Source organism: Pseudomonas sp. LBUM1663 (genome assembly GCF_059695905.1).
In genome coordinates this window covers 4,692,767-4,706,623 of the sequence record NZ_CP166792.1, presented here as the reverse complement: position 1 = coordinate 4,706,623, position 13,857 = coordinate 4,692,767, and the positions used below count along the sequence as shown (strand labels likewise).

At 59.2% G+C, this 13,857-nt stretch carries 13 protein-coding genes; 10 read left to right on the top strand and 3 right to left on the bottom strand.

Annotated features, from left to right (window positions below; all coding sequences use genetic code 11):
- The first annotated feature begins 83 nt into the window (after nucleotides 1-83).
- The 4 genes from ACA075_RS21530 (at nucleotide 84) to fabF (ending at nucleotide 4,826) form a co-directional block, all read left to right on the top strand.
- On the top strand, nucleotides 84-2,078 hold the full coding sequence (locus ACA075_RS21530) for a polysaccharide biosynthesis protein (protein ID WP_497299309.1): 1,995 nt from the start codon (nucleotides 84-86) through the stop codon (nucleotides 2,076-2,078).
- A 112-nt stretch (nucleotides 2,079-2,190) separates the two neighbouring features.
- The gene (locus tag ACA075_RS21525) at nucleotides 2,191-2,526 is read left to right on the top strand and encodes a ComEA family DNA-binding protein (protein WP_497295225.1); all 336 of its coding nucleotides are present in this window, start codon (nucleotides 2,191-2,193) and stop codon (nucleotides 2,524-2,526) included.
- Nucleotides 2,527-2,724: 198 nt separating this feature from the next.
- The gene (locus ACA075_RS21520) at nucleotides 2,725-3,519 is read left to right on the top strand and encodes an SDR family NAD(P)-dependent oxidoreductase (protein ID WP_497295223.1); all 795 of its coding nucleotides are present in this window, start codon (nucleotides 2,725-2,727) and stop codon (nucleotides 3,517-3,519) included.
- A gap of 32 nt (nucleotides 3,520-3,551) precedes the next feature.
- Nucleotides 3,552-4,826 carry a beta-ketoacyl-ACP synthase II gene (fabF, locus tag ACA075_RS21515; RefSeq protein ID WP_497295222.1) on the top strand — a complete coding sequence of 425 codons (1,275 nt, stop codon included), beginning with the start codon at nucleotides 3,552-3,554 and terminating at the stop codon, nucleotides 4,824-4,826.
- Here the strand turns inward: fabF and ACA075_RS21510 are convergent.
- Nucleotides 4,823-5,380, bottom strand: a complete 558-nt coding sequence (locus ACA075_RS21510; RefSeq protein WP_497295220.1) for a TetR/AcrR family transcriptional regulator — start codon at nucleotides 5,378-5,380, stop codon at nucleotides 4,823-4,825. The genes fabF and ACA075_RS21510 overlap by 4 nt on opposite strands.
- Before the next feature lie 176 nt (nucleotides 5,381-5,556).
- On the opposite strand from ACA075_RS21510, the gene ACA075_RS21505 reads away from it, so the two are divergent.
- Both ACA075_RS21505 and ACA075_RS21500 read left to right on the top strand, forming a co-directional pair.
- The gene (locus tag ACA075_RS21505; RefSeq protein WP_497295219.1) at nucleotides 5,557-6,210 is read left to right on the top strand and encodes a GntR family transcriptional regulator; all 654 of its coding nucleotides are present in this window, start codon (nucleotides 5,557-5,559) and stop codon (nucleotides 6,208-6,210) included.
- A 15-nt stretch (nucleotides 6,211-6,225) separates the two neighbouring features.
- Nucleotides 6,226-7,077: an urea carboxylase-associated family protein gene (locus ACA075_RS21500; protein WP_094468422.1), complete on the top strand. Its 852-nt coding sequence runs from the start codon at nucleotides 6,226-6,228 to the stop codon at nucleotides 7,075-7,077.
- 45 nt (nucleotides 7,078-7,122) lie between these two features.
- Here ACA075_RS21500 and ACA075_RS21495 read toward each other — a convergent pair whose 3' ends face one another.
- On the bottom strand, nucleotides 7,123-7,290 hold the full coding sequence (locus ACA075_RS21495; RefSeq protein ID WP_497295218.1) for a DUF2897 family protein: 168 nt from the start codon (nucleotides 7,288-7,290) through the stop codon (nucleotides 7,123-7,125).
- Nucleotides 7,291-7,415: 125 nt separating this feature from the next.
- Entirely contained in the window at nucleotides 7,416-8,780 is a 1,365-nt protein-coding gene (eat, locus tag ACA075_RS21490; protein WP_497295216.1) for an ethanolamine permease, read from the bottom strand.
- A 396-nt stretch (nucleotides 8,781-9,176) separates the two neighbouring features.
- Here eat and kdpF point away from each other — a divergent pair, with 396 nt between their 5' ends.
- From kdpF to kdpC, 4 genes are all read left to right on the top strand, one after another.
- Nucleotides 9,177-9,266 carry a K(+)-transporting ATPase subunit F gene (kdpF, locus tag ACA075_RS21485; protein WP_007899818.1) on the top strand — a complete coding sequence of 30 codons (90 nt, stop codon included), beginning with the start codon at nucleotides 9,177-9,179 and terminating at the stop codon, nucleotides 9,264-9,266.
- A gap of 8 nt (nucleotides 9,267-9,274) precedes the next feature.
- Nucleotides 9,275-10,969: a potassium-transporting ATPase subunit KdpA gene (gene kdpA / locus ACA075_RS21480; RefSeq protein WP_497295215.1), complete on the top strand. Its 1,695-nt coding sequence runs from the start codon at nucleotides 9,275-9,277 to the stop codon at nucleotides 10,967-10,969.
- Between the two features lie 10 nt (nucleotides 10,970-10,979).
- Nucleotides 10,980-13,037: a potassium-transporting ATPase subunit KdpB gene (kdpB, locus tag ACA075_RS21475; RefSeq protein WP_497295214.1), complete on the top strand. Its 2,058-nt coding sequence runs from the start codon at nucleotides 10,980-10,982 to the stop codon at nucleotides 13,035-13,037.
- Between the two features lie 209 nt (nucleotides 13,038-13,246).
- On the top strand, nucleotides 13,247-13,792 hold the full coding sequence (gene kdpC / locus ACA075_RS21470) for a potassium-transporting ATPase subunit KdpC (RefSeq protein ID WP_497295212.1): 546 nt from the start codon (nucleotides 13,247-13,249) through the stop codon (nucleotides 13,790-13,792).
- Nucleotides 13,793-13,857 lie beyond the last annotated feature (65 nt).

Below are 13,857 nucleotides of genomic sequence, written 5' to 3'. Positions count from 1 at the left end.
TAGAAGGTGTCCGTTGTGTTCGAAAAGGTACAATGATCAAGTCATATCCAGTTTAGGAGCGGGACAAGGTGGTTGAAGGGTTTATGGACAGGTTACGAGCTCTTTTGCTGGGGTTGCCACGCCGCCAAAAGCGATTGATTCAGGTCTCGGCCGATGTTGTTCTAGTTTGGGCTGCCCTATGGCTGGCATTTGTGGTTCGCCTGGGCATTGATGAAATGGTCAATCCAATTATCGTCCATCCCTGGCTCTTCCTGACTGCTCCCATTGTTGCGATACCATTGTTTATCCGTTTTGGCATGTACCGTGCGGTGATGCGCTATTTCGGCAACGATGCGCTCATCGCCATTATCAAGGCGGTGAGCTTGTCCTCGCTGATACTTGGTGTAGTCGTGTATTGGTACAGCAACCATCAGAACATTGTCCCTCGTTCGATCATCTTTAATTACTGGTGGTTGAGTCTGATCATGATTGGCGGCTTGCGCCTGGCAATGCGTCAGTATTTTCTTGGAGACTGGTTTACCGCAGTCCAGCATGTACCCTTCGCGAACCGCGACGATGGTCTTCCCAGAGTCGCCATTTATGGCGCCGGTGCTGCGGGCAACCAACTGGTAGCTGCACTTCGCATGGGACGGGCGATGCGTCCAGTGGCGTTCATTGACGATGACAGTGGCATCGCTGAACGTATTATCTCTGGTCTTCATGTCTACAAGCCCAAGCATATCCAGCGAATGATCGATGTGACCGGCGCTCAGGAAGTGCTCCTCGCGATTCCTTCGTCGAACCGCGGCCGACGCCGCGAGATCCTCACCTATCTTGAAGTATTTCCGTTGCACGTTCGAAGCGTGCCCGGTTTTATGGATCTGGCCAGTGGCAGGGTGAAGGTTGACGACATCCAGGAAGTCGATATCGCCGATCTACTGGGTCGTGACTCCGTGCCTGCGCAAGACGACCTGCTTGAACATTGCATCAAGGCCCAGTCGGTTTTGGTGACGGGTGCAGGAGGCTCCATCGGTTCTGAGCTCTGCCGCCAGATTCTGGCGTTGCGGCCAACCACTCTTCTGCTGCTGGATCATAGCGAGTTCAATCTCTACAGCATTTTGTCTGAATTGGAGCAGCGCATCGCATGCGAATCATTGCCGGTTCGACTGTTACCTATCCTCGGTTCAGTGCGCAATCCAGAGAAACTGCTGGATGTGATGAAGACCTGGCACGTTGATACGGTTTATCACGCTGCCGCGTACAAACATGTGCCCATGGTCGAGCACAACATTGCCGAAGGCGTCCTGAACAATGTGATTGGCACTTTGAATACCGCGCAGGCGGCGCTTCAGGCTGGTGTCGCCAACTTTGTCCTGATCTCTACGGACAAGGCTGTGCGTCCAACCAACGTAATGGGTAGTACCAAGAGACTTGCCGAGTTAACCCTACAGGCACTGAGCCGTGAAGTTGCTCCGGTACTCTTCGGCGACACCAGTAATGTTTCTCGGGTCAATAAAACCCGCTTTACGATGGTTCGCTTTGGCAACGTCCTGGGGTCTTCTGGTTCGGTAATTCCGTTGTTCCACAAACAGATCAAATCGGGTGGTCCACTGACCGTGACTCATCCGAAGATCACCCGGTATTTCATGACCATCCCCGAAGCGGCACAGCTGGTGATCCAGGCTGGCTCAATGGGTCAGGGTGGCGACGTATTCGTACTGGACATGGGCGAGCCAGTGAAAATTGTGGAGTTGGCGGAGAAGATGATTCATCTATCCGGCTTGAGTGTGAGGTCGGAAAAGAATGTTCACGGTGATATTTCCATCGAGTTCACCGGCTTGCGTCCCGGCGAAAAACTCTATGAAGAGCTATTGATCGGTGACAATGTTGTTGCTACCCGGCATCCGATGATCATGAGCGCCAACGAGGATCACGTGGACTGGGACGTCCTGAAAAGCAAACTCACCGAATTGCTTCAGGCAGTGGAAAAAGATGACTACGCTCGGGTTCGCCAGCTTCTTCGGGATACGGTGAGTGGCTACACCCCCGAAGGCGAGATCGTCGACTGGATTTACCAGCAACGCCGCCTCGAACCCTGATTGTTTCACATCCTGCAACAGACACACTTTTGACAGCTCCACCATATCGCCTAAGTTTGGAGAGCAGCTTCGGAAAAGCTGCTTTCTCAATCGATGTCATGGAGCTTCATTTATGCGTACTGGCTATTTCTACTCTCTGGTTTTCGCCCTGCTGACCAGCGCTTCTATTGCTGCCATCGCCGCGCCTGCGGCAAAACCTGAGGCTGGCAATGCACCTTTGGTGATGGAAGCTGCGTCCAAGGCTCAGTCTGGAAAAGTCGATCTCAATGGAGCTGATGCACCGACGCTGCAGCGTGAGCTGTCCGGTATCGGTGAGGCGAAAGCCAAGGCGATTGTTGCCTATCGTGACAGTAATGGGCCGTTTTCGTCCGTAGACGAGCTGCTGGAAGTGAAGGGGATAGGCAAGGCGATCCTGGATAAGAACCGCGAGAAGCTGGAAGTGAACTAAGCTTTTAGATCAACGCCCAAGAGGCCGGTCATTGACCGGCCTTTTTGCATTTTGGTCTTGAGGATGTGTCGTTCCTTTCATCGGGATATGAAAAATTACGGCTATCATATTGCCTTTAAATTATGCCTATAATAATTCCTGTATCCGCTGAAGCGCTCAGGCGTTCATCTTCCTACGTATCCTCCCAGGAGCACGCTCATGAATTCTGTCCAGACCCAAGGAACCGCCCTTGTCACCGGAGCTTCCTCCGGAATTGGCGCCATTTACGCCGAGCGATTGGCTGCGCGTGGTTTTGATTTGTTGCTGGTCGCTCGCGACGAGGAGCGATTGCAGGCAGCGGCGAGCAAGTTGCGCGCCGAGCATGGTGTCCAGGTCGAAGTACTCAAGGCAGACCTTACACAAAAAGATGATGTTCTGAAGATTGAACAGCGTCTACGCAGCGATTCGAGTATCAGCCTGCTGCTTAACAATGCAGGGGTCGCAGCGGATGGTCTGTTGGCGAATTCCGACATGGAGCAACTGGAAAAGTTAATCCAGCTCAACGTCACCACCGTCACACGCCTGGCATCGGCAGCCGCCGCCAGCTTTGCAAAGGCTGGCCGTGGCACGATCATCAATATCGCCTCTGTAGTGGCATTGTTTCCTGAGCGATTCAATGCGACTTACAGCGCAAGCAAGGCTTATGTGTTAAGTCTGACCCAGTCGTTGAACGCGGAACTGGACGGTACCGGGGTCAAGGTCCAGGCCGTGTTGCCAGGCGTAACACGCACCGAAATCTGGGAGCGCTCCGGTATCGACGCTACTCAGATTCCCGCAGACATGGTGATGGAAGCCGGGGAGATGGTCGATGCGGCATTGTCCGGACTGGACCAGGGTGAGCTGATCACCATTCCATCGCTACCAAACGCCTCCGAGTGGGACGACTTTGTAAAAGCCCGTCTGGTCATGGCGCCGAATCTTTCCAAAAGTACGGCCGCCACGCGTTACAAGTGAGGCGCCTTCAATCGGCTTGAGGTAATTGCGGTATGAGTGATCGTCGAGTGGTTGTAACGGGCATGGGCCTGGTGTCCCCGCTGGGTAGCGGTGTTGAGGTGGTCTGGGAGCGTCTGTTGGCCGGACGCTCCGGGCTGCGTAACCTGCCTGACGACGTGGTTGCCGATCTGCCGGCCAAGGTCGGTGGCGCAGTGCTCAGCGTGGCGGAAGATCCCGAGGCGGGTTTCGACCCGGATCGGGCGACGCCGCCCAAAGAGCAGAAAAAAATGGACCGTTTCATCATGTTTGCCATGGAGGCCGCGCGCCAGGCGTTGGAGCAGGCCGGTTGGCAAGCGCCAGACGCTAACGCTCAGGAGCGCACCGCGACGATTATTGGCTCGGGCGTCGGTGGTTTCGGCGCGATTGCCGATGCGGTCCGCACCACGGATACCCGCGGTCCGCGACGTTTGTCGCCATTTACCATTCCTTCCTTTCTGGTCAACCTCGCGGCCGGTCATGTGTCGATCCAGCATGGTTTCAAAGGCCCGCTGGGTGCTCCGGTGACAGCGTGCGCGGCCGGGGTCCAGGCGATTGGTGACGCCGCGCGGCTGATACGTTGTGGCGAGGCGGATATTGCCGTGTGCGGTGGTGCGGAGGCAGCGATCGATCGGGTCAGCCTCGCCGGGTTCGCGGCAGCGCGTGCCTTGTCCAGCGGTTACAACGACACCCCGGAGCGTGCCTCTCGGCCATTCGACAGTGGTCGTGATGGTTTCGTGATGGGGGAGGGTTCTGGCCTGCTGGTGATCGAGTCGCTGGAACATGCCCTTGCCCGTGGTGCTCAACCCTTGGCCGAACTGGTCGGTTATGGCACCAGCGCCGATGCCTATCACCTGACCGCCGGGCCCGAGGATGGCAGCGGTGCCCGACGGGCAATGGCGCTGGCGTTGGCGCAGGCGGGGATTTCGCCGACCCAGGTCCAGCACCTTAACGCTCACGCCACCTCGACCCCGGTTGGGGACCTTGGAGAATTGGCGGCCATCAAGTCATTGTTCGGTTCGGACAACAAGATCGCGGTGACATCGACCAAGTCCGCCACTGGGCATTTGCTGGGGGCGGCGGGCGGGATTGAGGCAATCTTCACGCTGTTGGCGATCCGCGATCAAGTCGTGCCGCCCACCCTCAATTTTGAAAACCCGGACCCGGCGGCGCAAGGTGTGGACATCGTCCACGGTCAGGCGCGGCCGATGGCTATCGAGTACGCACTGTCCAATGGCTTCGGGTTTGGCGGGGTCAATGCCAGCGTGCTGTTCAAACGCTGGCAGGATTAATCCCGGGGATGTTTGAGAAATTCGCGTGTCACGTTGAGAATCCGCTGGGCCATCTCCGGGTTCTCGACACTGCGCGACAGCAACAACGCCCCGACCAGGGCAGACATAATGAAGATGCTGCGGTCGGCGGCATCTACGCCTTCAATCGTGCCTTGCACTTGTTCGAGCCTCGAATTGAGCACCACGTCAGAGGTCGGACTGGGTTGTCCGCGCAAGCCAAGCTCCGAGGACATAGTCGGCAGCGGGCAACCCTCATCGGGTGAAGTCTGGTGCCATTCGGACAAATAGGTGTCGATGAACGCTTCCAGTGGGTGTTCCTGCGCGAACAGCTCGGCGCAGATGGCGTCGCATTGTTCGCCGGCGGCCTGCAGGGCCTTTTCCACCAGTTCGTCCTTGGACTTGAAATGCGAGTAGAACCCGCCGTGGGTCAGCCCCAACGCTTTCATCAGGGGTTGCAGGCCGGTCGCGCCAATACCGTCGCGGCGAAATCGAGCCGATGCTTCCTTGATAATGCGTTGATGGGTCTGGGCTTTGTGGTCCTGCGAGTAACGCATCGGGTATCTCCGCAACAATGCGCCATCTTAACCAATGAAAATGGGATGGTGACTGTACTTCTACTTCTAAAAAGCATGCAGATGCGTCCAACTTCGTCCTGCCGCATCGATTCAGCTGGCACGAATAGTGATTACTTGTCAGTTGACGATTGTTGAACAATCACGAGGCGATGAGCATGAACAGTGGACTGTCCCTGGCCGATCACATCACATTGGAGTTGCGCGCCGACATCATTGGCGGTCGCCTGCTGCCTGGTATGGCGCTGGTGGAAAACGATTTGGTGTCTGCCTACAACGCCTCCCGCAACACCATTCGTGAAGCGTTGCATCGCCTGGGACAGGATGGTCTGACCCGTTACGTGCGCAACAAGGGCGTGATGGTGCGCAGGCTGGGCCAGGATGATGTTCGGGATCTGTTCAAGGTTCGCCGTACCCTGGAGTTACAAGCCATCAGCGTGAGCCAGCCGCTGCGCGACGACCAGTCCGACCGGATGCTCGAGGCGCTGGAGGCCACCGAGCTGGCCCGGGAGCGTGAGGATTGGCGCGCCGTCGGCACCCACAGCCTGGCGTTTCATCAACACATCGTCGGGCTACTGCGAAGTCCATTGTTCGATGAGTTTTTCACCAACGTTGTTGCACAACTGCGCCTGGCGTTCTGCACCGCGCCCGATGAATCACGTTTTCAGGCGCCCTGGCTTGCTCGCGACCGGCAGATCCATGACTTCCTCGCCGAGGGCGACAAGCGCGCCGCCACGGACGCCATGAGCGCTTATCTCGATGACTCACAACACCTTCTGTTGCAAATGCTTGCCTCAACCCCCCATCACTGATCGAGGATTTGTGCCATGTACAAAGACTATCCGGCAGCCTATCAAGTCAGCAAAGGCTCGGCCTTGCAGGTGGACAAAGCCTTCTACGAACGGATCCGCGACACGAAGGACGGCCGCACGCTGATCGAGCAGTTCGAAGTGCCGATCCGCACCGGTCGGGCCTGGAATGTACCGGCCGGGCACGTGTTTCGCGTGACCACGCCGGTCGGCCCGCAAGTCGGCGACTTCAATGTCTGGAACGCCAACGATCCGCGCGAGCGTTTGTGGGCGGCGCGGACCCGGCAACTGCAGGGCGCCCATGTCAGCACCCATGACCGGCTCTGGTCGAACCTGCCTTTTTTACGGCCGCTGGTGACCATCACCGACGACAGCCTGGCCGGTTACGGCATCGACGAACATGGCGGTCGCTTGCACGATTTACTGGGTACTCGCTGCGATCCCTATGTGAACAAAATGCTCACCGGCGAGGATTTCCATCATCACTGCCACTCCAACTTGACGCGCGCCGTGTTGCCCCATGGCCTGACCGAGTTCGATGTGCATGACGTGCTGAACATTTTCCAGTGCACGGGCCTGAACCACGACGACATGTACTTCATGAAGGCCTGTCCGGCGCAGAAGGGCGATTACCTGGAGTTCTTTGCCGAGATCGATCTGCTGTGTGCGCTGTCGACCTGTCCGGGAGGGGACCTGTCGCTGGCCATGTGGGGGCCGGATGCGCAGGATCCGCTGAGCGTCTGTCGCCCGTTGGGCGTGGAGATTTATCGGTTGGAGGATTCGTTGCTAGAGGGCTGGAGCCAGCCTGAGCGTGCTGCGTATAAAGGGCTGCATGGCTTGCACATCGCCAAAGCCGACTGGGAAAAATAGGAACGCAAAACCCTGTCACTCGATCAGAGTGACAGGGTTTTTGATTTAGCGGTCCTGCGAATCCTTGGCGTCCGCTTCCGCGTTGCGTTCCGCGACGCGCTTACGTTGCTCTTCGGTGAGGTCGACCTTGTTGGCGGTGTCACGCAGCATCATCAAACCACCAACGATCGAGCCGATTGCAACGACCAGAATCAACCAGGCATACCAGGGCATAGGGCTCTCCTTGAGGGCAGGCCGATTGGCGGGTTTCGCCAATCGATCATGCATACCACTTTGAGCGATTTCATTTCGCGGTGGTTCCATTCTATGCCTGATCTGTCGGTAACACCTGAGACCATTCAGAGTCCGGTCAACATCGCGTCCGCCGGCGCATCCGCGCGCAACTGCGCCGTGAGCATGAAGTACACGAAACCCACCGCCATGAAGCCGAGGAAGATCAACCCGATCAACGTGTTGAACCAGGCCATCGCCACCAGGCACACCACCGCCAGGATCAGCGCAATCATCGGCACCAATGGGTAGCAGGGCGCGCGGAAGGTGCGCTCCAGGTTCGGTTCGGTTTTACGCAACTTGAACAGGCTGAGCATGCTCATGATGTACATCACGATTGCGCCGAACACCGCCATGGTGATCATCGCTGCGGTCAGCGTCATGCCACCGAGGTTTATCAGGCCGTCGCTATAAATCGCTGCGATACCGATCACGCCGCCGGCGATGATCGCCCGATGGGGTGTCTGGAAGCGCGACAGTTTGGCCAGTGATGTCGGCAGGTAACCGGCGCGGGCGAGGGCGAAGAACTGCCGCGAGTAGCCGAGGATGATCCCGTGGAAACTCGCCACCAGACCGAACAGGCCGATCCATACCAGCATGTGCAACCAGCCCGAGCTTTCGCCGACCACGGTCTTCATGGCTTGTGGCAGCGGGTCGTTGATGTTCGACAGGGTGCGCCAGTCGCCGACGCCGCCGGCAAAGAACATCACACCCATGGCCAGCAATACCAGGGTCAGGATGCCGCTGATGTAGGCCTTGGGAATCGTGCGTTTCGGGTCCTTGGCTTCTTCGGCGGCCATCGCTGCGCCTTCAATGGCAAGGAAGAACCAGATGGCGAAAGGAATCGCCGCGAACATCCCGGCAATCGCTGGTGCCCCGAACACATCGGAGCCGGCCCAGCCATTGAGGGCGAAATTGCTGAAACTGAACGCCGGAGCGACCACGCCCATGAACACCAGCAGTTCCGCCACGGCCAATACGCAGACAATCAACTCGAAGGTAGCGGCCAGTTTCACACCGAGAATGTTCAAACCCATGAACACGATGTAAGCGCCGACCGCCGCATGTTTTGGATCGAGGGCCGGGAATTGCACATTCAGGTAAGCCCCGATAGCCAAGGCAATCGCCGGCGGGGCGAAGACGAATTCGATCAGTGTCGCGAGCCCGGCGATCAATCCGCCTTTCTCGCCAAAGGCGCGGCGGCTGTAGGCAAAGGGGCCGCCAGCATGGGGAATCGCCGTGGTCAGTTCGGTGAAACTGAAGATAAAGCAGGTGTACATCGTGGCGACCATGAACGAGGTCACCAGGAACCCGAGCGTGCCCGCCACGCCCCAGCCGTAACTCCAGCCGAAATACTCACCGGAAATCACCAGCCCGACTGCAATACCCCACAAGTGCAACGTGCCCAGCGTGGGTTTGAGTTGTGTGTTCATGCGTTTACTCCCTGAACGGTTTGAAAAGCTTCAGGGGAGGGCGTTTGCAGTGGGCGTGCCAGTGTTGTGATAGCAGTCGTAAAGCGTAAAAAGGTGTCGTATCGGGGATGTTCGCTGCTGGATGGCTGGTTTTTGTGCGCCAGTTGGGGGCGCTGTTGCCTGTGATGCCGCCTTCGCGGGCAAGCCTCGCTCCTACAGGATTCGCGGCGCTCTTGACCTTGTAGGAGCGAGGCTTGCCCGCGAAGGCGGCGGTCCAGACACCACTGTAACGCCGGCATAAACCCACTCTTTACGCTTTCTTTATGCCCCGCCACACCCCTCGATCTCGTTCCTTTACAGCCTCCCTGCCGACAATGACTCCACACGCGGCAATACGCCGTAACACGGAGAACTTCCATGAGCGTTCTGGACGGGGTGTCACTGCTATTGGCAGTGGGGCTGTTCATTTATCTGTTGGTTGCGCTGTTGCGCGCGGACCGGAACTAGGAGCGGCTATGCACAGTTATGACTATTGGCTGATCCTGGCCTTCTTTGCCTTGGTGCTGATCCCGGCACCGTTTCTTGGGCGGTTCTACTACAAGGTAATGGAAGGTCAACGCACCTGGCTTTCACCGATCCTGGGACCGGTCGAGCGTGGCTGTTATCGGGTGGCCGGCGTTGATCCGCAGGCCGAACAGAGCTGGCAGAAATACACCCTGGCCTTGCTCGCCTTCAACCTCGCGGGCTTTTTGCTGTTGTTCGCGATTCTGTTGTTTCAGGACCACTTGCCACTGAACCCGCAAAACCTGCCGGGTCAGGAGTGGACGCTGGCGTTCAACACCGCCGTCAGCTTCATGACCAACACCAACTGGCAGGCCTACAGCGGCGAAGCGTCCCTGAGCTACTTGAGTCAGATGGTCGGCCTCACCGTGCAGAACTTCGTCAGCGCCGCCACCGGCCTGGCGGTATTGGTTGCGCTGTGTCGCGGTATCGGTCGCAAGTCGACCAAGACCTTGGGCAACTTCTGGGTCGACATGACCCGCGCCACGCTCTACGGCTTGCTGCCGCTGTGCCTGTTGCTGGCGCTGTACCTGGTCTGGCAGGGCGTGCCGCAAACCTTCGCGCAGTACGTGAATGCCGTGACGATGCAAGGCGTCGATCAGGTGATTCCACTGGGCCCGGCCGCCAGCCAGATTGCGATCAAGCAACTGGGCACCAACGGCGGTGGCTTCTTCGGCGTCAACTCGGCGCATCCGTTCGAGAACCCGACAGCGTGGAGCAACCTGTTCGAGATGGCCTCGATCATCCTGATCCCGGTCGCCCTGGTATTCACCTTCGGCCACTACGTCAAAGACCTGCGTCAGAGCCGCGCGATCATCGCTTGCATGCTGGCGCTGTTCATCATCGGCGGCGCGACATCGCTGTGGGCTGAGTACCAACCGAACCCAACCCTGGCCAACGCTGCCGTCGAACAGACCGCACCGCTGGAAGGCAAGGAAGCGCGTTTTGGTACGACTGCCACCGTGCTGTGGTCGGTGACTACCACCGCGGCGTCCAACGGTTCGGTCAACGGCATGCATGACAGCCTCAACCCACTGAGCGGCATGGTCGCGCTGGTCAACATGATGGTCGGCGAAGTGATCTTCGGCGGCGTCGGCGCCGGGCTCTACGGCATGTTGCTCAACGTCTTGATCGCGGTGTTCCTCGCCGGTCTGATGATCGGCCGCACACCGGAATACCTCGGCAAGAAACTGCAAGCGAAGGAAGTGCAACTGTTGGTGGTGACCTTGCTGGTGATGCCGGTCGGCGTGCTGGTACTGGGCGCGATTGCCGCGAGCCTGCCCGGCCCGGTGGCAGCGGTGAGCAACCCAGGAGCCCACGGTTTCAGCCAGTTGCTGTACGCCTACACCTCGGCCGGTGCCAACAACGGTTCGGCGTTTGGCGGCTTCGGCGCAAACACCCCATTCCACAACCTGATGCTCGGTCTTGGCATGTTGATTGGTCGCTTCGGTTACATCCTCCCGGTACTGGCGTTGGCTGGCAGTCTGGCAATGAAGAAAACCGCACCGATCGGCCAGAACAGCTTCCCGACCCATGGCCCGCTGTTCGTGACTCTGCTGACCGTGACCATTTTGCTGGTGGGCGGACTGACCTTCTTGCCGACGTTGGCACTGGGTCCGATTGCCGAACATCTGAGTATGGGCTTCTAAGGAATCCATCATGAATATGCCTGTAAGCAAAACCGTCGTCGCCAAGGCGCCGGAGCAACCCAAAACCGCGATCTCGGCCCTCTGGCGCCCGGCGCTGGTGCAAGCCTTCGTCAAGCTCGACCCACGGCAATTGCAACGCGCGCCGGTGATGCTGGTGGTCGAACTGACCGCGATCCTGACCACCGTGCTGTGCTTCATTCCCGACAGCGCCGTGCCGACCTTCGTCGCTGCGCAAATCGCCCTGTGGTTGTGGTTCACGGTGCTGTTCGCCAACTTCGCGGAAGCGTTGGCCGAAGGTCGCGGCAAGGCTCGCGCCGACAGCCTCAAGGCCGGCAGCGAAGGCCTGAGCGCCCGTCGCAAAACCAGCAGCGGCGCTTTTCAAGTGGTGCCGGCCACCGCTCTGCGCAAGGGCGATGTGGTGCGCGTCGAAGCCGGGGAAATGATCCCCGGTGACGGCGAGGTGATTGAAGGCATCGCCGCGGTCAACGAAGCGGCAATCACCGGTGAGTCTGCGCCGGTAATTCGTGAGTCCGGGGGCGACCGTTCGGCCGTCACCGGCAACACCCGCCTGGTGTCCGACTGGCTGTTGGTGCGCATCACCGCCAACCCGGGCGAGTCGACACTGGACCGCATGATCGCCCTAGTCGAAGGCGCCAAACGCCAGAAAACCCCGAACGAGGTGGCGCTCGATATCCTGCTGATCGGCCTGACCCTGATCTTCCTGCTGGTGGTCGTGACCCTGCAACCGTTCGCCCACTTCGCCAACGGCAGCCTGCCGCTGGTGTTCCTGGTGGCGTTATTGGTCACGCTGATTCCGACCACCATTGGCGGTTTGTTGTCCGCCATCGGTATTGCCGGGATGGACCGTCTGGTGCGTCTGAACGTCATCGCCAAGTCCGGTCGCGCCGTGGAAGCGGCGGGGGACGTACACGTCCTGCTGCTGGACAAGACCGGCACCATCACCTTTGGTAACCGTCGTTGCACCGCGGTTTATGCGGCACCTAGCGTCACCGCCAAGGAACTCGCCGAGGGTGCCCTGTTCGCCTCGCTGGCCGATGACACGGCTGAAGGTAAATCCATCGTCGAGTATCTGCGCGGCCTGCATCCGCAGTCTGAGCCAAGCGCCGAGCTGCTGACTGCCGTACCGTTCAGTGCCGAAACTCGTCTGTCCGGTGTCGACTATCAGGGTCGCGTGTATCGCAAGGGCGCGGTGGATTCGTTGCTGGCCTTCGTCGGCCTGAAACGCGCCGATCTGGCGCCGTCCCTGTCCCGGGAAATCGACAAGATCGCCCAAAGCGGCGGCACCCCATTGCTGGTCTGCGCCGAGGGTAAATTGCTCGGTGCGATCCATCTCAAGGACGTGGTCAAACCCGGTATCCGTGAACGTTTCGCCGAGCTGCGCAAACTGGGCATCCGCACGGTCATGGTGACCGGCGACAACCCGCTGACCGCCGCTGCCATTGCCGCCGAAGCGGGCGTCGATGACGTGCTGGCCGAGGCCACGCCAGAGAAAAAACTGGCGCGCATTCGCCACGAACAGAACGACGGTCGCCTGGTCGCCATGTGCGGCGACGGCGCCAATGATGCCCCGGCCCTGGCCCAGGCTGACGTCGGCATGGCGATGAACGACGGCACGCAAGCCGCGCGCGAGGCGGCGAACATGGTCGACCTCGACAGCGACCCGACCAAGCTGCTGGACGTGGTGCAAATCGGTAAGGAATTGCTGGTGACCCGCGGTGCGTTGACGACGTTTTCCATCGCCAACGACGTGGCCAAATACTTCGCGATCCTGCCGGCGTTGTTCGCCTCGATCTACCCGCAATTGGGCGTGCTGAACGTCATGCACCTGGCCAGTCCGCAGAGCGCGATTCTGTCGGCGATTGTGTTTAACGCCTTGATCATTGTGGTGCTGATTCCACTGGCATTGCGCGGCGTGCGGGTGCAGGCGGCCAGTGCAGCGGCGTTGTTGCGACGCAATCTGCTGATCTATGGATTGGGCGGGATTCTGGTGCCGTTTGTGGGCATCAAGGCGATCGACATGCTGTTGACGGCGTTGCATTTGGTTTAACGGTTGATGGGTAGGTGGGAGCCGCTTTTTGTGGCGAGGGAGCTTGCTCCCGCTGGGCTGCGAAGCAGCCCAATCCCCACCACCGTATTTGTTCAGGCACACCGCGTTCGCCGGGTTGACGACTGCTTCGCAGCCGAACGGGAGCAAGCTCCCTCGCCACAGGTGATGTGTGTGTCTTCACAGTGATATCCGAATTCGAGGATTTTGAAATGTCCACAATGATACGTCCCGCACTGAGCCTGCTCGTGCTGATGACCCTGATCACCGGCGTCGCTTACCCCTTGGTCGTCACCGGCGTCGCCCAGGTCGCGTTCCCGGATCAAGCCAATGGCAGCCTAGTGCGTGACGCCGACGGCAAGGTCCGCGGCTCCTCACTGATCGCCCAGGAATTCGTCGGCGACGCCTGGTTCCATCCACGGCCATCGGCGGGTGCGTTTGCCACCGTGGCGAGCGGTGCCAGCAACTTCTCGCCGAGCAACCCGGCGCTGGCGACTCGCGTGATTGACGATGCCAACAAACTGCTGGTGCCCGGTCAGGGGCCCGTGCCCCTGGCAATGGTGACCACCTCCGGCAGCGGCCTCGATCCACACTTGCCACCGGCGGCGATTGCCTATCAACTGGCGCGTGTTGCGGCAGCGCGTAATTTGCCAGTGTCTACGCTTCAGCAATTGATGAATGCGCACATTGAGCAGCCGCTCGTTGGCCCGCCAGTGGTTAATGTGCTGGCATTGAACATGGCGCTGGAAAACTTGTAGATCGGTGGCTCCGCCAATCGCTAGCAGGTCGAATCGTCGCACCTGCTAGCGATGGCGGCAGAACA